The organism is Pseudomonas sp. CCOS 191, assembly GCF_001007005.1.
GTDB classification, from domain to species: Bacteria; Pseudomonadota; Gammaproteobacteria; order Pseudomonadales; family Pseudomonadaceae; genus Aquipseudomonas; species Aquipseudomonas soli.
The window spans coordinates 1,350,564-1,371,884 of sequence record NZ_LN847264.1; the positions used below are offsets into that span (position 1 = coordinate 1,350,564).

Consider the following 21,321-nt stretch of genomic DNA (forward strand, 5'->3'; position numbering starts at 1 on the left):
GGTTTTTTTTGAAAGCGAGGAAGCGAGATCGACTTAGGCGATCTGAACTTCTTCAGCCTGCATGCCTTTCTGGCCGCGGGTAGCGACGAAAGTAACAGCCTGGCCTTCTTTCAGGGTTTTGAAGCCGTCAGCTTGGATGGCTTTGAAGTGCACGAACAGGTCGTCACCCGACTGAGGGGTGATGAAGCCGTAGCCTTTCTCATCGTTGAACCACTTGACGGTACCGTTTTGACGGTTGGACATGTTTCTGTCTCCTTGGACAAAGTTGATTACGGTCAGGAAATACCCTGCCCGGGACTGAGTGCAAAGAGAGCAGAAAATTCAGCGATGGGCCGATGATAATCGTGCATCAAACTAGAGATTCTCGGTGTCACGTGCAGCACAGTGGCGCCACCTTAACCCACTTTCCACAACCTGCCAATGGTCAAGGAGCGCTTTGATGAATTTCGGATCGGCGGCCGGTGCAGGCCCCGTCTGGCGCGGGATGGGCAAGGAAACTTTAACCCGCGCGCCGGGACCGGTAAGATGCGCATCTCGTTTTTCACCTTGCACTCTTCAGGACACCCCGCCATGAGCATCAAATCGGACAAGTGGATTCGCCGCATGGCGCAGGAACACGGCATGATCGAACCGTTCGTCGAGCGCCAGGTGCGCGGCGAGCACGACAGCCGGGTCATCTCCTTCGGCGTCTCCAGCTACGGCTACGACGTACGCTGCGCCGACGAATTCAAGGTGTTCACCAACATCAACTCGGCCACCGTCGACCCGAAGAACTTCGACGCCGGCAGCTTCGTCGACATCAAGAGCGACGTGTGCATCATCCCGCCGAACTCCTTCGCCCTGGCCCGCACCGTCGAGTATTTCCGCATCCCGCGTGACGTGCTGACCATCTGCCTGGGCAAGAGCACCTACGCCCGCTGCGGCATCATCGTCAACGTCACCCCGCTCGAGCCCGAGTGGGAAGGCCATGTGACGCTGGAGTTCTCCAACACCACCACGTTGCCGGCGAAGATCTACGCCAACGAAGGCGTGGCGCAGATGCTGTTCCTGCAGTCCGACGAGGAGTGCGAAGTGTCGTACAAGGATCGTGGTGGCAAGTATCAGGGCCAGCGCGGCGTCACCTTGCCGCGCACCTGAGCCGACAAAGCGCGGGAATTGTTTCCGCGCCCGGCACTCCAACGAGTGAACAGTCCCGGCGCGCATGACGTGCGCCGGCTCTCGTCAGGAGCCTTCCATGAAAATTGACCCCGCAATCAGTGCCAAGCTGGCCGTCCTGCAGCCGAACCAGATCGGATTGCTGGCCTGGTCGCTGCTGGCCCATCCGCCGATACACACGCCACTGCCCATGCGCGCTGGCGGCGTGCCTCACCAGCCTGATCCCGACACTCCCCAGCCGCCGCAGCCTGGCGAGCAGCCACCGATGGAGCCGGGCGAACCGACCTTGCCCGATGAGCCGCCTCCCGCTCCCGTGGCCTGACGCCGCTCAGTTGCCCAGTAGGTAACCGCTGCGACAGACCTGCTCGCCTGCCACATGGGCTACCACCATGCCCGCGGTGGCCATGCGCCGGATGCTGCGGGCATAGAGCAGCCCCGCCTGGCTATTGCGCAAGGGGGTGATTCGGTCGTTGAGCGGGTCGATGACCTCGGCGATCAGTGTCCCGGCTTGCAGGTACTGGCCGGGGCTGGCATGGAACACCAGCAACCCGCCAAGCGGTGCCATGACCGGTTCCACCGCTGCCAGCGGCGTGGCCGGATGGCGCAGCGCCGGCAAAGGGGCAGGCTGCCCTTCGATGACGCCGGCGTGGGTCAGGAAGTCGAGGATCGCCTGGCAGTCCTGGGTGGCCAGGGCGTGGCTGACATCGGCCTGGCCGCGCAACTCGATGGTCACCGAAAAACTGCCCTGGGGGATCGGGAAGCGTTTGCCGAAGCGCTGCTGCAACTGCCACCACACCAGGCTGAAACACTCATCGAACGATTGCCCGCCCGAGTCGGTGGCCAGTAGGCTGGCCTGGACGCCTAGGTAGCGTGCCAGCGGTTCGACCTCGGGCCAGGCCTCGGGCGTGGTGTACAGGTGCTCGACGGCTTCGAAGTCGCAATGCAGGTCGAGCACCATGTCGGCGTCGCAGGCCAGGCGCTGCAGGGTCAGGCGCTGGGACTGCAGCGGCGTGTGCGCGGGGTGGGCATCCAGGCCCCGGCGCAGGTATTCACGGATCAACGCCAGGTTGTGGGCCGGGTCCTGGGAGAGGTGGCCTTCGATCTGGTCGCCGATGCTGTCCGACAGGTCGACGAACTTGCGGTTGAAGTTCTCGCCGCTTTGCAGCTCGAAACGCCCCAAGGGCGCGTCCAGCAATACCTGCTCGAGGCCGACCGGGTTGGCCACTGGCACCAGGATGACCTCCTTGCGCAACCGCCCCTGCTGCTCCATGTCCGCGAGCCGCTGCTTGAGGTGCCAGGCCACCAGCATGCCCGGCAGCTCGTCGGCATGCAGCGAGGCCTGGATGTACACCTTGCCGGCGCCACGTGGGCCGAAATGGAAGCTGTGCAACTGGCGGGCGATACCCGGGACTGGGGAGAGCAGGTCGTGGGTCGAGTGGTGCATGGTGGTCCTGATGTCAGCGTTTTAGGGCGAAGGCTGGGATCAAGGATAGAAGCATAACTTCGGGGGCGGCGCACTATTCAAATAGGAGAGCGCAAGAGGATGGGGTAGTGACCATGAGATCGAGCACCGCGCGCGCGGCGCTCGATTTTGCTGGCGCTGGTCTCTGAGACCTATTTGCCAGGCACCAGCGTCAACCGCTGGCTGCCGTAGGCCCGGGCAAAATTCTGCGGTTGCAGCGGCAGGCTGGTGAAGCGGCCCTTGAACCAGGCATCGAGCCCGTCGCTGTAATGGCGGCTGGCCGGATTGCCGGACTGGCCGTTGCTGGTCAGCACCTGCAGCGGTTCGGTCTGCCCAAAATCGACGATCATCCGCGCCGAGGCCGGCAGTTGGGTGTCGAAGCTGCTCCCCCAGGCATAAGGCGTCAGGGCCAGGGTGCTGAAGTCGCCACCCGCCGCCACGGGCGCGCGCTCGAGCTTGTCGCCCAGGCCGTGATAGGCCGGTGCCGGCCAGCGGTACTGATGCAGCTTGCCCCACTGCCAGGCACGGCGGTCGGCGCCGAGTTGTGTGGTGCCGGCATCCACCGCCGCAGCCAGGCTGCGGGCGAGGATGGTGGGCTTGTCTTCTTTTTGCGGCGTGCCGCGATCGTCCCAGAACGGGCTGTCCTCTCGTCCCAGCAGGTGGTCGGCCTGGGCGGAGTAGGAAAGCTTGGCATTGCCGATGAACGCTTGCCATGCCGGGCTGGATTCCGGGCCCAGTTCATCGAGGAAGGTCTGGCGAGTGACTGCCTGGAGGAACAGTTCGTACAAGGCGGCATCGGCCGACACCGGGCTTAGCCGGCCATCGAAGGCCTTTAGCCGCGCCAGGGCATCGCGAGCCTTGTCGCGCTGGGCGCCAGGCAGGGCGTCGATGGCCTGCTTGAGCGGCTGGGCCATGCCGGGGGCGTCGAACATCTGCTTCAGCTTGTCGGCCAGCAGTGTCACCTGATCGTTCTGCAGGGCCATCAGGCTGCGGCTGTCGTGACGACCGTTGCCGGCCAACTGGGCCAGGCGTTCGGCACGCTCTGGGTAGTACCAACTGCTCGACAGCTGCATGCCGTAGCCTTTGGGCAGGCTGCGCTGGTTGGCGTGGCCGATGAAGCCGGCGGGCGGGTCCTGATCGTAGGGGTGCAGCATCGCGTCGGCGTAGCCATCCCAGTCATAGCGCCCGTCCCAGCCCGGCGAGGGCAGCAGGCCCTGGCCTTCGCGGCGGTTGGGGTAGCGGCCGCTGACCTGCCAGCCGATGTGCTGGGGCTCGGCGAATACGAAGTTCAGTGCTGCCGCTGCGACCTCGCGGGTGCTGTCGAAAGCGCGCTCGATGTTTTGCGCGCGGGTCAGGTCGAACAGCGCATCGAGGCTGCGATCGTCCTTGAGCTGCGGTAGATGCAGGGCCAGGGCCAGGCTGCCATGCCCCGGCAACAGGGTGCCGTGGCGAGTGTCGTACATCACTTCGCGCTGGGGGCGCTGGCCGCGAACGAAGAAGGTCTCGTTGCGGGCACGCGCCGGTTGCCACTTGCCGTCGGCGAGGTAGGTCAGCTGGGGGCCCTGGCGGCGCACCTGCTCGAGGAACAGGTCCTGGTTGTCGGCCATCACCGCGCTGCTGCTCCAGGCCAGCTTGCCGTTGTAGCCGGCCAGCACGATCGGCAGCCCCGGCAGCGACAGGCCGGCGACCTGATACTTGCCGGTGTGGATCTGCACCGGGCTCAGTGCCCAGGCAGCGCGGCTGTCGCTGGCCAGCAGGCTCTTGCCGGCACGGCTGCGCTGGGGCGACAGGGCCAGGTTGCTCGAGCCGGGGGCGCCCAGCAGGCCTAGGTCAGCCAATTGCTGGCCAGTGGCGGCGAGCGCGCCCAGGCCCGGCAGCTGGCTGGCCAGGTTCAGGCCCTTGAGCTTGTCGACTTCGCTTTCGGCCAGGGGCTCGTCCGGAGCGCCGGGCAGCAGCCAGGCCAGCTTGTCGGCCCCGACCTTCTGCGCCAGGGTCAATGCCGACAGTTCCTCCTGCAGGTTCACCGACTGGCTGAAGGCGTAGAGGCTGAAGATCAGCGCGGAATCCTCGGGTTTCCAGTATTCCGGGCGATAACCGCTGCGAGCGAGTTCGCCCGGCAACTTGTCGCGATAGCGGAACAGGTAGGCGTTGACCCCGCGGGCATAGACTTCGAAGAAGCGCTTCAGGCGCGGCGAGGCATCGGCATACAGCTGGCCGGCACCCTGCTTGAGGTTGGCCGCGCGCATCAGCCGGTCGATCTCCAGGGCGTCGGCTCCCGCCAGCTCGGCCAGGCGCCCCTGGGCCAGCAGGCGCATGGCGACCATCTGCTCGATGCGATCCCCGGCATGCAGGTAGCCCAGGCTGAACAGCGCATCATGGAAGTTGCTGCTTTCGATCAGCGGCGCGCCCATGGCGTTACGCCGTACCGAGACGTTCTGCGCCAGGCCCTTGAGCGGTTGCACGCCGCTGTTGGGCAGGACGCTGTCCTGGTAGCCACCCATCTGGCAGCCGCCCAGCGCGAGCAGGCCAAGCAACGCGGCAGCACTGCCGAGGCGGAGAGGGAAAGGTGGAAGGACGGGGGCGGCCATGGCTGGATTCCTGCAGGGCGTGGCGGGGTTCTGAAAGGCGCTAAGGTAGTGAGCGCGCAGTCGCCGTGCAAGGTGCCAGGGAGCTTTATTTACCAGTGGTCATGCTGGAGCGGGTTGATCATGGGCCAAGCCCGTTCCCAAGAAGATTTGCCTGGGGGTGAGCTTGGCCATGAACACGTGCGCTGACGTTGATCAGGCGCCGTGGCACTTCTTGAATTTCTTCTCGCTGCCGCATGGGCAAGGGTCGTTGCGGCCGACGTCCTTCAGGGCGTTGCGCACCGGCTCCTGGTGGCCGTGGTTGCAGTGCGGGCCGTGTACATGGCCGTGGTCGTGGTGATGGTCGTGACCGTGATCGTGATCGCAGTCGGGGCCATGGACATGGGGTTGTTGGGTCATTGCAGCGTTACTCCGGTTTAAGATCGCCGGGGATTATCTCACCGCTTTGCCTCAAGTGCAGGTCCCGATGCACGATCAGCCCGGTGGCCAGCTCGCCGCGCAGTTGATACTGCACGGGTTGCCCGCTCTTGAGCAGCTTTGCCAGAGGCTTCAGGTGCTGCCAGAGATTGGTCCGCACGGTGACCTTGAAGGTGCGCCGGGCATGGCCGCCAACGCTGCGCCACAGGCTGGCCTCGTCTTCGGCCAGCAACAGGTCGCCGAGGCGTACAGAGTAAGCCAGGTGGCGGATGAACAGGCGGCTGTCGTTGGGGTTGTCGACCCGCAGGTGCAGAACGAACTCCTGCTGGTGCAGGCGCACCTTCACCGGTTCCACCTCGAGCAGGTGCAACTGTGGTTCGCGCCAGGAATCACTGCCCCAGCTGACGCAGCCCGCCAACCCGCCCAGCAGCAGGCTGAGCGAGAGCAGGCGGGCCAGGGTGCGCATGCTCAACTACCGAAGTAACTGGCGCAGCATTTCTTGAATTTCTGCCCGCTGGCGCAGGGGCAGGGGTCGTTGCGACCGGCCTTGAGGGGCGCGGTCGGGTCGATGAAATACCATCGTCCGGCATGCTGGACGAATGCCGAGCGCTCGCGGTGCTGGTGATCGCCCTCGAGGTCGTGCCAGCGCGCGGTGAACGTGACGAAGGCATGCTCGGGCTGCCCGCCGAGCACCTCGGCGTCCTCCACCTCCAGGCCCAGCCAAGTGCTCTGCGCGCTCCAGGCCGCCATGGCGGCGCGGTCCAGGCCTGGTTGCTGGGCCGGCAGGGTGGTAGCCACCAGGTAATCCACCAGGCCCAGTACATAGGCGCTGTAGCGTGAACGCATCAGCGTCTGGGCATCCGGCGCTGGTGTTCCACTGTGATAGTGCCCGCAGCAGGTATCGAGCAGGTTGCCACTGCCGCAGGGGCAGATCGAGACACTCATTCGGTCACCACCAGTACTTGCCGAAGTTTTCGGGGTTGGCCCAGAACTTGGCATTGAGCCAGTCCGGGACTTGTTTGTAGTCATGCAGATCATAGGTGAACAGGCTCAATACCTGTTCATCGCGCTGGAACTGCTCGCTGGCCGAGAGCGCCAGCGAATAGAAATCGGTGGCCTGCCAGCCGCAGGCGGTCAGGTCGGCCAGGACCGCGACGCGGCTGGCGTTGAGGTTGCGGATGCCGCCCAGCAGCTCCAGGCCGGTGCGCTTGGGCAGGTGCTCCAGGCAATCGACCAGTACCGCCAGGTCGAAGCGCCGGGCTGCCTGTTCGGCGGGCAGCGGGCCGGGTGCGGTGACTTCGATGCGGGTATCGGGATGGGCGGCGGCGAAGGCTTCCAAAGCCGGGAAGCGGCTGCCCACCAGCAGCAAGTGGCGCGGGGTGAAGCGCTCCAGCAGGGCGGCCAGTGCCTGCTGGGGCGTGCGTTGGGAGAAAGCGTCGGTCATTGCCATTCCTCGTTCAGGTCGCTCAAGACTAACGGTCCCAGGCCAGCGGGCAAAGGGGCGCGCCGCTGCGGCGTGGCTTATTGCTGGCAGAGCGGGAAGCGCCGGTCTTTACTCCCAGAGCATCGGTTTTCTACCGATTCCCCCTAGGAGAAGCAACAAGATGAGCATAGTACGCACAGCGATACCCCTGGTTCTGCTCACCAGTGTGTTGACTGGTTGTGCAGGTTTGCAGAAAACCGACTGGCCGAAGTGTGCTGCCGTCGGGGGCGTGGGCGGCGCGGCCCTGGGCGCGATCGAGAGCTCCAGCTGGGCTGGCTGGGGCGCCTTGCTCGGTGGCGGCCTGGCGGCGGGTTACTGCTGGGCCCATGGTGACGGTGACGAAGACGGCGATGGCGTCCCGGACAGCCGCGACAAGTGCCCGGGCACCCCGCGCGGCGTGCAGGTCGACGCCAATGGCTGCCCGCCGGAGCCGGCGCCGGTGGTCGAGGAGGTCGTGGTACAGAAGGAAGAAGTCATCGTCATCCGTGACGTGCATTTCGAGTTTGACTCGGCACGCCTGACGGCCACCGACAAAGAGCGCCTGAACACCATCGCCACCCGCCTCAAGCAGGAAGCCCCGAGCGCGCGCCTGAGCGTTTCTGGCCACACCGACAGCGTCGGCTCCGACAGCTACAACCAGAAGCTCTCCGAGCGCCGCGCCCAGTCGGTGACCAACTACCTGGTCGAAAGCGGTGTACCGCGCGCCAGCTTCGTCTCGGTGGTGGGGGTGGGTGAAACGCAGCCGGTCGCCGACAACGCCACCGCCGACGGGCGTGCCATGAACCGTCGAACCGAGATCAAGATCCAGCGTTGACGGTGATGTGCCCGCGCCTTGAGAAGTGGCGTGGGCACGTCTTTACTCCTGTGTGACCGGTAGCGGCCGGTGACACAGGAGCATTCACCATGCGTGTTTTGTCGAAAGCGGCACTGCCGTTGGTGGTGGCCACGAGCCTGCTGGCAGGCTGCGCCACCCACAGCGATGGCAGCGCGCCCCTCAATCAAAGGACCTGGCCCATCTGCAGCCTGCTTGGCGGCCTGGTCGGTGGCGGCCTGGGCGCCATCGAAAGTTCCAGCTGGGCGGCTGGTGCCGGCGTTGCCGGTGCGATCGCCGGTGGCCTGATCTGTTATGCCCAGGATGGCGACGAGGATGGCGATGGCGTTTTCGACCGCCGCGACCGTTGCCCGGACACCCCGGCCGGTACCCAGGTCAACCATATGGGCTGCCCGTTGCCGCAATATCCAGCCACCGCACCGCAGCCAGAACCTGCGGCGACCCCAGAGGTGATCACGCTGGATGATCAGGGCCAGGTGCTGTTCGCCTTCGACTCCGCCGAACTCACCCAAGGTGCCCAGCAGCGCCTGCAGGGCTTGCTGCCCAAGCTCAACGACCCCAGTGTGGCCAGTGTCAAGGTGATCGGTTTCACTGACAGCGTGGGCTCCGACAGTTACAACCAGCGCCTGTCCGAGCGCCGTGCCAGTGGTGTTGCCGAGTACCTGATCAGCCAGGGCCTGGCACCGAACAAGGTGACCAGCCAGGGCCGTGGCGAGAGTGAGCCGGTGGCTGACAACGACACCGACGAAGGTCGCTCGCGCAACCGACGGGTGGAACTGCACCTGAACTGACCCCTCTGGCGCATGCCCCGGCAGTAGGGTTACTGTTGCCGGCGCGGTCCGCTCGAACGGGCCGCGCCGGCATAACAATAAATCATGGGGGCGGGGTATGAAGTTCATCCTGGGCCTGGGCAAGGCTCTGACGGTGGCGTTCTGGGGTGTGGTGCTGTTCAACCAGTTCATGCCGCAGCCATTGCCGCTCAATCTGCTGATCAATGCCGCGGGTATCGTCCTGTTGTCGCTGCATGTGCTCGAGGTGCTGTTCTTCAACGGCAGCCTGCGCGGGCGCAGCCACCGCTGGTTCGACCGCCTGCAGATTCTGTTGACCGGCATCTTCCATGTCATGTCCATTCCCCGGTCGCAGGAGGCGCCGAGCCATGCGTAAACTGATTTTGCTGGCCGTAATGGTCACACCCTTGGCCCAGGCCGAAAGCCTGGAGGTTGCTGCCCATTCGATGTTGCGCCTGCCGAACAAGGCGGCGAGCGTGCACCTGGAGCACCTGCGGGTGGCCGACTCTGCGACCTTGTTGCTACCGGCCAGCCTTACCGAGCTGAAGATCGACCGGCTCGAACTGGGGCGCGATGCGCGCATCGCCATCGCGCCGGCCGAGCGCGACCTGAGTATCGAGGCGTTGACGGCTCGGCTGGGCGAGGGCAGCGAATTCAGTGCGCCAGGGGCGCCCGGAAGCTACGAGCGGCCCGCGCGGCCGGGGCGTAACCTGGATCTGCGGCTGCAGGCGCTGGAGGCGGAGCGGCTATCGATCGACGCCCGGGGCGGGGCTGGGGCGCCGGGGTATGTCGGGCTCGACGGCGCCAATGGCAAGCCCGGGGGCTGCACCTGGGGGCAGGCCAGTCGTGGGGCCAATGGTGATGATGGTGGCAACGGGCATGATGGGGCGCCCGGTGGGCGAGTTCGTCTGGCGGTGCCTGAAGGGTTTGCGCAGGAGCGGATTGTGGTGCGGCTTGATGGTGGTGCGCCTGGTAAGGCGGGGGCTGCCGGGAAGGCCGGGGCGGGTGGGGTCAGTAAGGGGTGTCTGGTGTATCGGACCGATGCGGGGGGGGATGGGCGGCCTGGGCAGGCCGGGCAGCCTGGGTTGGCTGGGGCCTCGGGGGAATTGATTCTTCAGCGGCTTTGAGTTTTTTTGGGGTAGCGTTGTTTGGTTGTTTGGTTGTTTGGTTGTTTGGTTGTTTGGTTGTTTGGTTAGTTGGTGTTGAAAGTTGTATGCGCATTCATTTGCGATGTCGACGCTTATTCACCTTTCCGCCCTTACGGCGGCTTACTTTGGTCGTGGCCAAAGTAAGCAAAGCCGTGGCGCTCCATTCATCCGGCCCTCCGCTTCGCTCCGGGTTCCCTCACTCCGGCCTTGCTCCCGGGAGGACCGCGCTGAACGCCCCATCCTGGGGCGCAGCGCTTGACGGGCATCCATGCCCGTCACCTCCCTCCGCAAGACCTCCGTTCGGCCTCCTGAAGTCGCGAAGTTACGGGCGGCGCCTGCACTAACGCAGCTAGTCGCTAGTTGCCATCGTGGGAACTCTAGATTAACATCGCGGGGCAATGAAGAACAACATTACAGCCACTAACAAAACCAACATATCTGCTCTTGATCTGCTCTTGATCTGCTCTTGATCTGCTCTTGATCTGCTCTTGATCTGCTCTTGATCTGCTCTTGATCTTGCTTCTAAGTGCGCGATAGTTCAGGCGCCACCAATTGCGACTTCAGGAGGCCGAGTGGAGTTCTTGCGTAGTGGGGCGACGGCCATGGATGGCCGTCGAGCGCTGCGCCCCAGGATGGGGCGTACAGCGCGGTACCCACGGGAGCAAGAACGGAGCGAGGGAACCCCGTAGCGAAGCGTAGGGGCCGTATGAACGGAGCCGAACGGTTTTGCCTACTTTTGTCAAGACAAAAGTAGGTCGCCGTAAAGGCGAAATGGTGACTAAATGTCGATATCGTCTACGAATGTGCTTACAAATACCAAAACAATCTCTCAAGCCAAACCCAAACCCAAACCAAACCCCTCAAACCAAAACCCGCGAACTTGCCACCCCCACCACTAACACCCCAATCAACAAATTAACCCCAACCAACCGCCGAATCCGCCCCAGCACCCCAGCCCCCGAAGCCCAATCCCCAGCCTCCACCGCCGCACGCAGCTCAGGCAACAACAACCCCTGAACCCGCATGAACAACGCAAACATGACAATCCCCCCGCCAATCATCACCTGCACATAACGAGGCGCGGTCTCGAACCCGGCAAACCGCAGGTGGATCATGCCGACCCCGCTGACAGCCAGCACCGCCACCGCCAGCCAGACCCATCTGAAGAACCGCTGGAAAACCTCCACCCACAAACGCAGCCGCGCAGGCCCCTCCAGCGCTGCAACCGTGGCCGGCCGCAGCACCAGCCAGGCGAAGAACATCCCGCCGACCCAGACGAGGGCAGCCAGGACATGCAAGGTGTAGGGCAGGGCAAAGGCAAGCATCCGGATCTCCATGCGGCACAAAGGGCAATAGCGGGGTATGATAGCCGGTCCATGCGAAACACTGAAAATATATCCAGCCCTCCGGGCGCCTGCAGACCATGATCAGCAACGAACTCAAAGCCACCATCCAGGGCGCCTACTCGCGTTTCCTCGAAGCCAAAAGCCTCAAGCCGCGTTACGGCCAGCGCCTGATGATCGCCGAAGTGGCCAAGGTGCTCGGCGACATCGCCAGCGACGATGAAGGCCGCCGTGCCGGCGAGCCCGCGGTGGTTGCCGTCGAGGCCGGTACCGGTACCGGCAAGACCGTCGCCTACAGCCTGGCCGCGATCCCCGCCGCCAAGGCCGCCGGCAAGCGCCTGGTGATCGCCACCGCGACCGTGGCGCTGCAGGAGCAGATCGTCTTCAAGGACCTGCCCGACCTGATGCGCAACAGCGGGCTGAACTTCAGTTTCGCCCTGGCCAAGGGCCGTGGCCGTTACCTGTGCCTGTCCAAACTCGACGTCCTGCTGCAGGAAGGCCACGCCCAGTCGGCCACCGCCCAGCTGTTCGAGGAGGAGGGCTTTCGCATCGAGGTCGACGAGCGCAGCCAGAAGCTGTTCAACAGCATGATCGAGAAGCTCGCCGGCAACCGCTGGGACGGCGATCGCGACAGCTGGTCGGAGGCCATCGAGGACCAGGACTGGGCGCGCCTGACCACCGACCACAGCCAGTGCACCGGCCGCCATTGCCCGAACTTCCAGCAGTGCGTGTTCTACAAGGCCCGTGAAGGCATGGGCAAGGTCGACGTGATCGTCACCAACCACGACATGGTCCTGGCCGACCTGGCACTTGGCGGTGGCGCAGTGCTGCCTGACCCGCGCGACACCATGTACGTGTTCGACGAAGGCCACCACCTGCCGGACAAGGCCATCGGCCATTTCGCCCATTACTCGCGGCTGCGTTCCACCGCCGACTGGCTGGAGCAGACCGCCAAGAACCTGACCAAACTGCTGGCCCAGCATCCATTGCCGGGCGACCTCGGCAAGTACATCGAGCAGGTGCCGGAGCTGGCCCGCGAGGTGCGTACCCAGCAGCAGTTCATGTTCACCCTGTGCGAGCAGGTGGCGGACTTCCGCGCCGGCGAGGACATGGAAGGTCGCGACCGCCCGCGCTATCGCTTCGAGGGCGGCGTGGTACCGGAGCAGATCCGCGAAGTGGGCATCGAGCTCAAGAAAGGCTTCGCCCGCCTCAACGACCTGTTCACCCGCCTGGCCGACCTGCTCAAGGAAGGCATGGACGGCGAGAACAACATCGGTATCGCCAGCCACCAGGCCGAGGAGTGGTACCCGCTGTTCGGCAGCCTGGTGACCCGTGCTCAGGGCAACTGGGAGCTGTGGACTGCCTTTACCGCGGAAGACCCCGAAGACAACCCGCCCATGGCCCGTTGGCTGACCCTGGCCGAAAGCGGCGCGCTGTTCGATATCGAGGTCAACGCCAGCCCCATCCTGGCTGCCGAGATGCTGCGCAAGAGCCTGTGGAACGTCGCCTATGGCGCCCTGGTGACCTCGGCGACGCTCACTGCACTGGGCAAGTTCGACCGCTTCCGCATGCGTTCGGGCCTGCCACGCGACGCAGTGCAATGCGTGGTGCCCAGCCCGTTCGTGCATGGTGACGCGGGGCTGCTGCGGGTGCCCGACCTGGGTGCCGATCCGCGCGACGCCACGGCGCACACCGCGGCGATCATTCGCGAGCTGCCAGCCATCGTCGAGGACGCCCGCGGCGCGCTGGTGCTGTTCTCCTCGCGCAAACAGATGCAGGACGTGTTCGACGGCCTGGACCGCGACTGGCGCAAGCTGGTGCTGATCCAGGGCAACCTGTCCAAGCAGGAAACCCTGAACAAGCACAAGGCGCGGGTCGACGATGGCCAGCACAGCGTGCTGTTCGGCCTCGCCAGCTTCGCCGAGGGGGTCGACCTGCCGGGCGCCTATTGCGAGCATGTGGTGATCGCCAAGATCCCCTTCGCGGTGCCGGACGATCCGGTCGAGGCCGCGCTGGCCGAATGGATCGAAGCCCGTGGCGGCAACCCGTTCATGGAGATCGCCGTGCCCGACGCCTCGCTGCGCCTCATCCAGGCCTGTGGCCGGCTGCTGCGTACCGAGCAGGACCGTGGTGTGATTACCTTGCTTGACCGCCGCCTGGTCACGCAACGCTATGGCAAGGCTATTCTCAACGCGCTGCCACCTTTCCGACGGGAAATCGGCTGACTGCCGGAGCAACACGCACAACCCGTTGTCCATTACTCGATTGCGAGCCCATGACGGGCTCCGAAGGAGAGCCACCGCCCCATGATCCGCCGCGCCTTGCCTGTCGTGTTCTCCGTGTTGTTCAGTGCGCCCTTGCTAGCCGGGCAGCAGACCCTGTTCAGCTTCGTGCGCCCGGCCTCGGTGGTGAATGTCATCACCCAGGACGCCAGCATGCCGCAGTACAACGCGGAACAGACAGCCGAAGGCGAGGTGTTGCGGCGTGTGGTGTTCAACCCGGTGGCGCAGCCGACACTGCGCCTCGCGCCGCAGAGCGGGGCGTGGGACTGGTCTGCCGGCCAGGCGCTGACCCTGCGCCTGCAGAGCGGCATGGATTGGGCGCTGACCGTTGATGTGGTGGTGCAAAGCAGCGACGGACGCACGCTCACCAGCCGCATCGACCTGCCGGCCGGGCCTGCGCAGACCGTGATGATTCCGCTCAAGGCCCGTTCACCACTGAGCCAGGGCATGCGCGCCGGGCCGCCGATGCCCTGGACCTACGAAGGTCAGCGCCTGTTGCTGACCAGCAGCGAAGGAGCAGCCGACCTGGCCCAAATCACCTCGGTCAGCTTGAGCATCCCTGGCCCCAAGGTGGCGCAGAGCCTGTTGATCGAGAAGGTCGGCCTGCAGGATGACGACCAGGCGTTCAAGGCCGCCTACGCCGAGCTGATCGATGGCTATGGGCAATCGACCCGTGGCCGCTGGCCGGAAAAAATCGTCAACGACGAGCAACTCAAGGCTGCCGACAGCCGTGAACAGGCACAGCTCAAGGGCTGGCTGGCTGAGCGCGACAAGCTAAAACTGGACACCTATGGCGGCCTGCTGGAGGGACCTGCGTTCGAAGCCAAGGGTTTTTTCCGTACCGAGAAACGCGACGGACGCTGGTACCTGGTGACGCCGGAAGGGCATCCGTTCTTTTCGCTCGGCGTCAATGCCGTCGCCGCCGATGGCGGGCGCACCTATGTCGCCGGCCGTGAGGGCATGTTCAAAGCCTTGCCGGGAGAAGGCGACACCCTGAGTGCCTTCTATGGCGAAGGCAACAACGATGACGGCAATGCGTCGTCCCAAGGCCGTGGTTTCAAGCAGGGGCGCTGGTTTGACTTCTACGCGGCCAATCTTCAGCGCACCTACGGCAAGCCTTGCCCGCAGGGAGAGGTGGCGTGCCCGATGGCGGTGCTGGACACCCAGCGCTGGCAGGGCCATACCCTGGATCGCCTGCAGGCCTGGGGCTTCAACACCCTAGGTAACTGGAGCGATGCGTCGCTCGGGCAAGCCAAGCGCCTGCCGTACACCTTGCCGCTGTCGATCGTCGGTGACTACGCCAGCATCAGCACCGGCATGGACTGGTGGGGACGCATGCCCGACCCGTTCGATCCGCGTTTCGCCATGGCCACCGAGCGTGCCGTGGCCATTGCTGCCCGGGATCACCGTGACGATCCTTGGCTGATCGGTTACTTCGCCGACAACGAACTGGCCTGGGCCGCGCCGGGGGACGACCCCAAGGCACGTTATGGCCTGGCCTACGGCACCTTGCGCCTGACCACGGATGTGCCGGCCAAGCGCGCTTTCCTCAAGCAACTGCGCGACAAGTACCGCAACCAGCAGGGGCTGTCGAAGGCCTGGGGTATTGAGCTGACCGCTTGGGAGCTGATGGAAGACCCGGGGTTCGAGGCGCCATTGCCCAACCCGGAGCATCCGGAAATCGAGCGTGACTACCAGTACTTCCAGCAGGTGTTTGCCGAAACCTACTTCAAGACCATTTCCGATGCGCTGAAATGGCATGCGCCCAACCATCTGCTGCTCGGTGGCCGCTACGCGGTCAGCACCCCCGAGGCGGTGAAGGCCTGCGCCGAGTTCTGCGATGTGCTGAGCTTCAACTTCTATACCTTGAAGCCTGACGACGGCTACGACTTCGCCCGCCTGGCCGAGCTCGACAAGCCGGTGCTGGTCTCGGAGTTCCAGTTCGGCTCGCGCGACCGTGGTCCGTTCTGGCCAGGCCCGCTGGAAGTGGCCCGAGAGGAAGACCGCGGTCCGGCGTATGCCAACTTCCTCAAGGCGGCCATGGCCCAGCCGATGATCGTCGGTGCGCACTGGTTCCAGTACCTCGATCAACCCGCTAGCGGGCGTCTGCTCGATGGCGAGAACGGTCATCTTGGCCTGGTCGCTGTCACCGATGTGCCCTATGCGGGGTTCATCGAGGCGGTACGCCGCAGCAACCTTCAAGCCCTTGGGCATTTGCGCACAGCGTTGGACAAACCGTAGTTCCGGATAACCACCCAGCCATCTTCAGTAGGCAAATCGCCCAACTACTGAAACAATGCACCCCTTTGCAAGCCAGGCAGTAAAGAGAGGTAGTCGGGTGCAGATCCAGGGTCACTATGAGCTGAAGTTCGAGGCGGTGCGCGATGCTTTCGCCGCGTTGTTCGAGGATCCCCAGGAACGTGGTGCCGCGTTGTGCATCCAGGTCGGCGGAGAAACCGTGGTCGACCTGTGGGCCGGCAGTGCCGACAAGGATGGCCGCGAGGCCTGGCACAGCGACACCATCGCCAACCTGTTCTCCTGCACCAAGACCTTTACCGCCGTCACCGCCCTGCAACTGGTGGGCGAGGGCAAGCTCGCCCTCGACGCGCCGGTGGCGCGCTACTGGCCGGAGTTCGCCCAGGCCGGCAAGGACCAGGTCACCCTGCGCCAACTGCTCAGCCACCGCGCCGGCCTGCCGGCCATCCGTGAGCTGCTGCCGGCCGAAGCCCTGTATGACTGGCAGGCCATGGTCGATGCCCTCGCCGCTGAAACGCCCTGGTGGACGCCCGGCAGTGAGCACGGGTACGCGGCGATCACCTACGGCTGGCTGATTGGCGAATTGATCCGCCGTGCCGATGGCCGTGGTCCGGGCGACTCCATCGTCGCCCGCACCGCCAAGCCGCTGGGCCTGGACTTCCACGTCGGCTTGGCGGATGAAGAATTCCACCGCGTGGCGCACATCGCCCGCGGCAAGGGCAACCCTGGCGATGCCGCCGCCCAGCGCCTGCTGCAGGTGACGATGCGCGAGCCCGAGGCCTTGTCCACCCGGGCCTTCACCAACCCGCCGGCGATCCTCACCAGCACCAACAAGCCCGAATGGCGGCGCATGCAGCAGCCGGCGGCCAATGGCCATGGCAATGCCCGCAGCCTGGCGGGCTTCTATGCCGGCCTGCTCGACGGCAGCCTGCTCGAATCCGAACTGCTCGGCGAGCTGACCCGCGAGCACAGCCTCGGCCAGGACCGCACCCTGCTCACCCAGACCCGTTTCGGCCTGGGTTGCATGCTCGACCAGCCGGAGGTGGCCAACGCCACCTTCGGCCTTGGCGCACGTGCCTTCGGTCACCCCGGCGCCGGTGGCTCGGTCGGTTTCGCCGACCCCGAACATGACGTGGCCTTCGGCTTCGTCACCAATACCCTCGGCCCCTACGTGCTGATGGATCCCCGCGCGCAGAAACTGGTGCGGGTGCTTGGCAGTTGCCTTTGATCGGGTAACGCGGGTATTGCCAGTTCCCTTTGACTATCCTCAATGCCAACGCCTGAAGCGTATGTGCAAAATTTCTTTCTATTTCATGGTGTATCGCTGATGTCTTCACATAAAACCTTAGCACTCGCCCTGTGCCTGGCCATGACCGGTTGCGCCAGCCACTCCCCGGACGCCGCAAAGGACGGTGGCCTGAACTGGTGGCCATTTGGTTCGGACAAGGTCGCTGACAAGGAAGTGAAGGAGGCCGTCGTCGAGAACGTGGCCAAGGCCGACGCCAAGTCCGAAAGCGGCAGCCGCTGGTGGTGGCCGTTTGGCAGCGATGAGAAGAAGGACACGGTCGCGGCGGTGCCGAAGATCGACCACAAGGCCACGCAGGCCTGGCTCGACCAGTACGAGCCGAAGGTCCGCGAAGCGATCAAGGGCAGCAAGTTCGAGCTGGAGCGCCGCGAGGATTTGCTGGCGGTGACCATCCCGGTCGACAGCTCCTACAACCCTGATCGCCCGAACATGCTGCTGCCCGCGACCCTTGGCCCGATCACCCAGGTCGCCAAGGTCATCGAGACCGATATCAAGACCGCTGTGCTGATCCTCGGCCACGCCGATACCAGCGGCGCCACGACCGCCAACCAGAAGCTCAGCCTCGAGCGCGCCGCTTCGGTGTCGGCGATCTTCCGTCTCAGCGGCCTGCAGCGCGACCGCCTGATGCTCAAGGGCATGGGCGCGGTGATGCCGCGTGCCGCCAACGACAGCGCCGAAGGCCGTGCCTTGAACCGCCGTGTCGAGCTGCTGCTGACCCCGCAGAACACCATGGTCGCATTGCTCGCCAAGTACCAGCAGGCCGCCCCGGCGCCGGCTCCGGCGGCGATGGTTGCCACCCAGGACGCCAAGGCCCCGGCCGTCAAGCCTGTCGCCAAGGCCGCCGCCAAGCCGGCTGCGAAGAAACCTGCCGCCAAAGCCAAGGCGCCGGCCAAGGCCAGCACCACCGCCAAGAAGAAAGCCGCTGCGGCCAAGCCAGCCGCGAAGAAGGCCGCCACCGACAAGAAAGTCGCCGCCAACAGCCCTGCGAAGACCAACTGATCGTCAAGGAAACGCAGCATGACCCAATCCCTGGCCGAAATGCGCCGCGACTACACCCGTGATGGCCTGGCCGAAGCCCAGGCTCCCGGGGAGCCGTTCGCGCTGTTCCACCACTGGTTCGCCGATGCGGTGAAGACCGAGCAGCTACCGGTGGAAGCCAACGCCATGACCTTGGCCACCGTTGATGCCGAGGGGCGTCCGCATTGCCGGGTGTTGCTGCTCAAGGCGCTGGACGCACGCGGTTTTACCTTTTTCACCAACTATGAAAGTGCCAAGGGCCAGCACATTGCGGCCAACCCTTATGCGGCGATGACCTTCTTCTGGCCGGCGCTGGAGCGCCAGGTGCGGATCGAGGGGCGGGTGGAGAAGGTCACGGCCAAGGAGTCGGACGACTATTACCAGGTGCGCCCGCTGGGCAGCCGGTTGGGGGCCTGGGCGTCGCCGCAGAGCCGGGTGATTGCCGATCGCGAGGAGCTGGAAGGCCTGGTCAAGGCCACCGAGGCGCGCTTTTCCGACAGCCAGCCGCATTGCCCGGAGCATTGGGGCGGTTACCGCTTGCTGCCCGAGCGCATCGAGTTCTGGCAGGGGCGGGCGAGCCGCTTGCATGACCGCCTGAACTACCGCCTGGTCGATGGCCAGTGGGCGCGCGAGCGCCTGGCGCCCTGACAAGGATGGGGCCGCAACGCGGCCCCATCATCAACGATACCCCGCCGCTTCCCGCTCCAGCCACGTCGCCAACTCCTTGCGCCGCACCTTCTCCACCCGCGCCCGCTCCAGCAACTTGAGCATGAAGTCCTGCTTCGCCGGATCCTCCCCGGCCAGCGACAGCGCCAGGTCCCGGTCCATCCAGCGGCGCATGCGCACATACAGCCACCCGTGAAAATACAGCCCGGCGACCGTCACGACGACGACGATGAAGTAATCCATGGCTATCCTTGGTCTCACCTGTAGGCCCGCAAATCAGCCAGCAACGGCTGTACCTGAGCTGAATGAAAACAATTTTATAACGTTTGCGCCGTGACACTTGTCAAGGCGCGGAGTCTAATGGACACCTGTCTTATGGAGATTGTCCCCATGCGTAAATCCGCTTTGCTGCTGGCCAGCTTCACCACCGTGTCGCTGCTGCTGGGCGGCTGCCAATCGTCGCTGACCGGCGACAGCTACTCCCGTGATGAGGCCCGCCGCGTGCAGACCGTGCGCATGGGCACCATCGAATCCCTGCGTCCGGTGAAGATCGAAGGCACCAAGACGCCAATCGGTGGCGGCGCTGGCGCCATTGTCGGTGGTGTCGCCGGCAGTGCCGTCGGTGGTGGCCGTGGCAGCATCGTCGCGGCGGTGATCGGTGCCGTGGCCGGTGGCCTTGCGGGTTCCGCCGCCGAAGAAGGCCTGACCCGCACCCAGGGTGTCGAAATCACCGTGCGGGAAGACGACGGCAGCATGCGCGCCTACGTGCAGCAAGTGCAGCAGAACGAGATCTTCCGTGTGGGTGAGCGAGTTCGCATCATGACTGTCGACGGTACCAGCCGCGTCACGCACTGACAGCACGTTTGAAAAGAAAACCCCGACCGGCTTGGCCGTGTCGGGGTTTCTTTTTGTCTGTGAAAGACGATCGGGTTAGTCGTTCAGCCCGAGGATATCCCGTGCCACCGCTTCGGCGATGCGAATCCCGTCGACACCGGCAGACAGGATGCCACCGGCGTAGCCTGCGCCTTCACCTGCCGGGAACAGACCCTTGAGGTTGAGGCTCTGGAAGCTGGCGTCACGGGTGATGCGCAGTGGCGACGAGGTGCGGGTTTCGATGCCGGTCAGCACCGCGTCGTGCAGGTTGTAGCCCTTGATCTGGCGGTCGAAGGCCGGCAGCGCTTCACGGATCGCCTCGATGGCGAAGTCCGGCAGGCTCGGTGCCAGGTCGCCCAGGGTCACGCCCGGTTTGTACGACGGCTCGACGCTGCCCAGCGCGGTGGACGGGCGCCCGGCGACGAAGTCACCGACCAACTGCGCCGGTGCCTGGTAGTTGCTGCCGCCCATCACGTAGGCATGGGCTTCCAGGCGCTCCTGCAGCTCGATACCGGCCAGCGGGCCACCCGGGTAGTCGCGCTCGGGGTCGATACCGACGACGATGCCGGAGTTGGCGTTGCGCTCATTGCGCGAGTACTGGCTCATGCCATTGGTGACCACGCGGCCAGGCTCGCTGGTGGCGGCGACCACGGTGCCGCCCGGGCACATGCAGAAGCTGTAGACCGAACGACCGTTCTTGGCGTGGTGCACCAGCTTGTAGTCGGCGGCGCCGAGTTTCGGGTGGCCGGCGTACTTGCCCAGGCGCGCCTTGTCGATCAGCGACTGCGGGTGCTCGATACGGAAGCCGACCGAGAACGGCTTGGCCTCCATGAACACACCCTTGGCGTGGAGCATGCGGAAGGTGTCGCGGGCGCTGTGCCCCAGGGCCAGCACCACATGGCGCGAGTGCAGCTGTTCACCGCTCTGCAGTACCACGCCGGTGAGCTGCTCGCCGTCCACCAGCAGGTCGGTGACCTTCTGCTCGAAGCGCACCTCACCGCCCAGGGTGATGATTTCCTCGCGCATCTTCTCGACCATGCTGGTCAGGCGGAAGGTACCGATGTGCGGCTTGTTGATGTAGAGGATCTCGTCGGGCGCACCGGCCTTGACGAACTCTTCCAGCACCTTGCGCCCGTGGTGGTTCGGGTCCTTGATCTGGCTGTACAGCTTGCCGTCGGAGAAGGTGCCGGCGCCGCCTTCGCCGAACTGTACGTTGGATTCGGGGTTGAGCACGCTCTTGCGCCACAGGCCCCAGGTGTCCTTGGTACGCTGGCGCACCTCTTTACCGCGCTCAAGCACGATCGGCTTGAAACCCATCTGTGCCAGCAGCAGCCCGGCGAAGATGCCGCAGGGACCGAAGCCGACCACGATCGGGCGCGCAGGCAGCTCGGCCGGGGCCTGGCCGACGAACTTGTAGCTGACGTCCGGGGCCACGCCGATCTTGGCGTCGCCTTCGAAGCGGCGCAGCAGCTCGTCTTCGTTGCTGGTTTCAAGGTCGATGGTGTAGATGAACAGCAGCTCGCTGTTCTTCTTGCGCGCATCGTAGCTGCGCTTGAACAGGGTGAAGCCGAGCAGTTGCTCATCGCTGATGCCCAGGCGCTGGACGATGGCGGCGCGCAGCTCGTCGTCGGAGTGGTCCAGGGGCAGCTTCAGTTCGGTGATTCGTAGCATGGCAGGGTCCAGTATCCCGGCCATGGGCGGCCGGCGG

General features: G+C 65.0%; 22 protein-coding genes. 12 read left to right on the top strand and 10 right to left on the bottom strand.

Features of this window, described 5'->3' with window-relative positions; translation table 11 throughout:
• Positions 1–33: 33 nt before the first annotated feature.
• Entirely contained in the window at positions 34–243 is a 210-nt protein-coding gene (locus tag CCOS191_RS06140) for a cold-shock protein (protein WP_012273869.1), read from the bottom strand.
• Between the two features lie 327 nt (positions 244–570).
• Between CCOS191_RS06140 and dcd the strand changes: the two genes are divergently transcribed.
• Together dcd and CCOS191_RS06150 are read left to right on the top strand one after the other, a co-directional pair.
• A complete protein-coding gene (gene dcd, locus CCOS191_RS06145) occupies positions 571–1,137 on the top strand; it encodes a dCTP deaminase (RefSeq protein ID WP_023630764.1) in 567 nt (188 codons plus the stop codon).
• 97 nt (positions 1,138–1,234) lie between these two features.
• Positions 1,235–1,477: a hypothetical protein gene (locus CCOS191_RS06150; protein ID WP_046854466.1), complete on the top strand. Its 243-nt coding sequence runs from the start codon at positions 1,235–1,237 to the stop codon at positions 1,475–1,477.
• Between the two features lie 6 nt (positions 1,478–1,483).
• Here CCOS191_RS06150 and CCOS191_RS06155 read toward each other — a convergent pair whose 3' ends face one another.
• The 6 genes from CCOS191_RS06155 to CCOS191_RS06180 all read right to left on the bottom strand — a co-directional run bounded on the left by CCOS191_RS06155 (position 1,484) and on the right by CCOS191_RS06180 (position 7,063).
• Positions 1,484–2,599 carry a succinylglutamate desuccinylase/aspartoacylase family protein gene (locus CCOS191_RS06155; protein ID WP_046854467.1) on the bottom strand — a complete coding sequence of 372 codons (1,116 nt, stop codon included), beginning with the start codon at positions 2,597–2,599 and terminating at the stop codon, positions 1,484–1,486.
• A 170-nt stretch (positions 2,600–2,769) separates the two neighbouring features.
• Positions 2,770–5,205 carry a penicillin acylase family protein gene (locus CCOS191_RS06160; protein ID WP_046854468.1) on the bottom strand — a complete coding sequence of 812 codons (2,436 nt, stop codon included), beginning with the start codon at positions 5,203–5,205 and terminating at the stop codon, positions 2,770–2,772.
• A 192-nt stretch (positions 5,206–5,397) separates the two neighbouring features.
• Positions 5,398–5,601 (bottom strand): SEC-C metal-binding domain-containing protein, encoded by a 204-nt coding sequence (locus CCOS191_RS06165; protein ID WP_023632501.1) that lies wholly within the window; start codon positions 5,599–5,601, stop codon positions 5,398–5,400.
• 7 nt (positions 5,602–5,608) lie between these two features.
• Entirely contained in the window at positions 5,609–6,085 is a 477-nt protein-coding gene (locus tag CCOS191_RS06170; RefSeq protein ID WP_046854469.1) for an LEA type 2 family protein, read from the bottom strand.
• A gap of 2 nt (positions 6,086–6,087) precedes the next feature.
• Entirely contained in the window at positions 6,088–6,564 is a 477-nt protein-coding gene (locus CCOS191_RS06175) for a YchJ family protein (protein ID WP_046854470.1), read from the bottom strand.
• 4 nt (positions 6,565–6,568) lie between these two features.
• The gene (locus CCOS191_RS06180; RefSeq protein WP_046854471.1) at positions 6,569–7,063 is read right to left on the bottom strand and encodes a DUF6231 family protein; all 495 of its coding nucleotides are present in this window, start codon (positions 7,061–7,063) and stop codon (positions 6,569–6,571) included.
• 160 nt (positions 7,064–7,223) lie between these two features.
• Between CCOS191_RS06180 and CCOS191_RS06185 the strand changes: the two genes are divergently transcribed.
• The 4 genes from CCOS191_RS06185 to CCOS191_RS06200 all read left to right on the top strand — a co-directional run bounded on the left by CCOS191_RS06185 (position 7,224) and on the right by CCOS191_RS06200 (position 9,849).
• Entirely contained in the window at positions 7,224–7,916 is a 693-nt protein-coding gene (locus CCOS191_RS06185; protein ID WP_046854472.1) for an OmpA family protein, read from the top strand.
• A gap of 89 nt (positions 7,917–8,005) precedes the next feature.
• Positions 8,006–8,725, top strand: a complete 720-nt coding sequence (locus tag CCOS191_RS06190; protein ID WP_046854473.1) for an OmpA family protein — start codon at positions 8,006–8,008, stop codon at positions 8,723–8,725.
• 97 nt (positions 8,726–8,822) lie between these two features.
• On the top strand, positions 8,823–9,098 hold the full coding sequence (locus tag CCOS191_RS06195) for a DUF1145 domain-containing protein (protein WP_046854474.1): 276 nt from the start codon (positions 8,823–8,825) through the stop codon (positions 9,096–9,098).
• Positions 9,091–9,849 (top strand): hypothetical protein, encoded by a 759-nt coding sequence (locus CCOS191_RS06200; RefSeq protein WP_046854475.1) that lies wholly within the window; start codon positions 9,091–9,093, stop codon positions 9,847–9,849. Before CCOS191_RS06195 ends, CCOS191_RS06200 begins: the two co-directional genes overlap by 8 nt.
• A gap of 881 nt (positions 9,850–10,730) precedes the next feature.
• Here the strand turns inward: CCOS191_RS06200 and CCOS191_RS06205 are convergent.
• On the bottom strand, positions 10,731–11,195 hold the full coding sequence (locus CCOS191_RS06205; RefSeq protein WP_046854476.1) for a CopD family protein: 465 nt from the start codon (positions 11,193–11,195) through the stop codon (positions 10,731–10,733).
• Positions 11,196–11,293: 98 nt separating this feature from the next.
• Between CCOS191_RS06205 and dinG the strand changes: the two genes are divergently transcribed.
• The 5 genes from dinG to pdxH all read left to right on the top strand — a co-directional run bounded on the left by dinG (position 11,294) and on the right by pdxH (position 18,722).
• Positions 11,294–13,438, top strand: coding sequence for an ATP-dependent DNA helicase DinG (gene dinG, locus CCOS191_RS06210; RefSeq protein WP_046854477.1), 2,145 nt, complete (start codon positions 11,294–11,296; stop codon positions 13,436–13,438).
• Between the two features lie 81 nt (positions 13,439–13,519).
• On the top strand, positions 13,520–15,736 hold the full coding sequence (locus CCOS191_RS06215; protein ID WP_046854478.1) for a beta-galactosidase: 2,217 nt from the start codon (positions 13,520–13,522) through the stop codon (positions 15,734–15,736).
• 97 nt (positions 15,737–15,833) lie between these two features.
• Positions 15,834–16,979 (top strand): serine hydrolase domain-containing protein, encoded by a 1,146-nt coding sequence (locus CCOS191_RS06220; RefSeq protein ID WP_046854479.1) that lies wholly within the window; start codon positions 15,834–15,836, stop codon positions 16,977–16,979.
• A 99-nt stretch (positions 16,980–17,078) separates the two neighbouring features.
• Positions 17,079–18,056 (top strand): OmpA family protein, encoded by a 978-nt coding sequence (locus CCOS191_RS06225; protein ID WP_046854480.1) that lies wholly within the window; start codon positions 17,079–17,081, stop codon positions 18,054–18,056.
• 18 nt (positions 18,057–18,074) lie between these two features.
• Complete coding sequence (gene pdxH, locus CCOS191_RS06230; RefSeq protein ID WP_046854481.1) at positions 18,075–18,722, top strand: pyridoxamine 5'-phosphate oxidase; 648 nt, start codon at positions 18,075–18,077, stop codon at positions 18,720–18,722.
• 30 nt (positions 18,723–18,752) lie between these two features.
• On the opposite strand, the gene CCOS191_RS06235 is transcribed toward pdxH, so the two are convergent.
• Positions 18,753–18,983: a hypothetical protein gene (locus CCOS191_RS06235; protein ID WP_046854482.1), complete on the bottom strand. Its 231-nt coding sequence runs from the start codon at positions 18,981–18,983 to the stop codon at positions 18,753–18,755.
• A gap of 147 nt (positions 18,984–19,130) precedes the next feature.
• Here CCOS191_RS06235 and CCOS191_RS06240 point away from each other — a divergent pair, with 147 nt between their 5' ends.
• A complete protein-coding gene (locus tag CCOS191_RS06240) occupies positions 19,131–19,595 on the top strand; it encodes a glycine zipper 2TM domain-containing protein (RefSeq protein WP_023632818.1) in 465 nt (154 codons plus the stop codon).
• 75 nt (positions 19,596–19,670) lie between these two features.
• Here the strand turns inward: CCOS191_RS06240 and CCOS191_RS06245 are convergent, their stop codons facing one another.
• Entirely contained in the window at positions 19,671–21,284 is a 1,614-nt protein-coding gene (locus CCOS191_RS06245) for an NAD(P)/FAD-dependent oxidoreductase (protein WP_046854483.1), read from the bottom strand.
• Between the last annotated feature and the right edge of the window lie 37 nt (positions 21,285–21,321).

Excerpts from the sequence above, each read along its gene's own strand:
- CCOS191_RS06140 (WP_012273869.1), bottom strand. The coding sequence starts at position 243 with ATGTCCAACCGTCAAAACGGTACCGTCAAGTGGTTCAACGATGAGAAA.
- dcd (WP_023630764.1), top strand. The coding sequence starts at position 571 with ATGAGCATCAAATCGGACAAGTGGATTCGCCGCATGGCGCAGGAACAC.
- CCOS191_RS06150 (WP_046854466.1), top strand. The coding sequence starts at position 1,235 with ATGAAAATTGACCCCGCAATCAGTGCCAAGCTGGCCGTCCTGCAGCCG.
- CCOS191_RS06155 (WP_046854467.1), bottom strand. The coding sequence starts at position 2,599 with ATGCACCACTCGACCCACGACCTGCTCTCCCCAGTCCCGGGTATCGCC.
- CCOS191_RS06160 (WP_046854468.1), bottom strand. The coding sequence starts at position 5,205 with ATGGCCGCCCCCGTCCTTCCACCTTTCCCTCTCCGCCTCGGCAGTGCT.
- CCOS191_RS06165 (WP_023632501.1), bottom strand. The coding sequence starts at position 5,601 with ATGACCCAACAACCCCATGTCCATGGCCCCGACTGCGATCACGATCAC.
- CCOS191_RS06170 (WP_046854469.1), bottom strand. The coding sequence starts at position 6,085 with ATGCGCACCCTGGCCCGCCTGCTCTCGCTCAGCCTGCTGCTGGGCGGG.
- CCOS191_RS06175 (WP_046854470.1), bottom strand. The coding sequence starts at position 6,564 with ATGAGTGTCTCGATCTGCCCCTGCGGCAGTGGCAACCTGCTCGATACC.
- CCOS191_RS06180 (WP_046854471.1), bottom strand. The coding sequence starts at position 7,063 with ATGACCGACGCTTTCTCCCAACGCACGCCCCAGCAGGCACTGGCCGCC.
- CCOS191_RS06185 (WP_046854472.1), top strand. The coding sequence starts at position 7,224 with ATGAGCATAGTACGCACAGCGATACCCCTGGTTCTGCTCACCAGTGTG.
- CCOS191_RS06190 (WP_046854473.1), top strand. The coding sequence starts at position 8,006 with ATGCGTGTTTTGTCGAAAGCGGCACTGCCGTTGGTGGTGGCCACGAGC.
- CCOS191_RS06195 (WP_046854474.1), top strand. The coding sequence starts at position 8,823 with ATGAAGTTCATCCTGGGCCTGGGCAAGGCTCTGACGGTGGCGTTCTGG.
- CCOS191_RS06200 (WP_046854475.1), top strand. The coding sequence starts at position 9,091 with ATGCGTAAACTGATTTTGCTGGCCGTAATGGTCACACCCTTGGCCCAG.
- CCOS191_RS06205 (WP_046854476.1), bottom strand. The coding sequence starts at position 11,195 with ATGCTTGCCTTTGCCCTGCCCTACACCTTGCATGTCCTGGCTGCCCTC.
- dinG (WP_046854477.1), top strand. The coding sequence starts at position 11,294 with ATGATCAGCAACGAACTCAAAGCCACCATCCAGGGCGCCTACTCGCGT.
- CCOS191_RS06215 (WP_046854478.1), top strand. The coding sequence starts at position 13,520 with ATGATCCGCCGCGCCTTGCCTGTCGTGTTCTCCGTGTTGTTCAGTGCG.
- CCOS191_RS06225 (WP_046854480.1), top strand. The coding sequence starts at position 17,079 with ATGTCTTCACATAAAACCTTAGCACTCGCCCTGTGCCTGGCCATGACC.
- pdxH (WP_046854481.1), top strand. The coding sequence starts at position 18,075 with ATGACCCAATCCCTGGCCGAAATGCGCCGCGACTACACCCGTGATGGC.
- CCOS191_RS06235 (WP_046854482.1), bottom strand. The coding sequence starts at position 18,983 with ATGGATTACTTCATCGTCGTCGTCGTGACGGTCGCCGGGCTGTATTTT.
- CCOS191_RS06240 (WP_023632818.1), top strand. The coding sequence starts at position 19,131 with ATGCGTAAATCCGCTTTGCTGCTGGCCAGCTTCACCACCGTGTCGCTG.
- CCOS191_RS06245 (WP_046854483.1), bottom strand. The coding sequence starts at position 21,284 with ATGCTACGAATCACCGAACTGAAGCTGCCCCTGGACCACTCCGACGAC.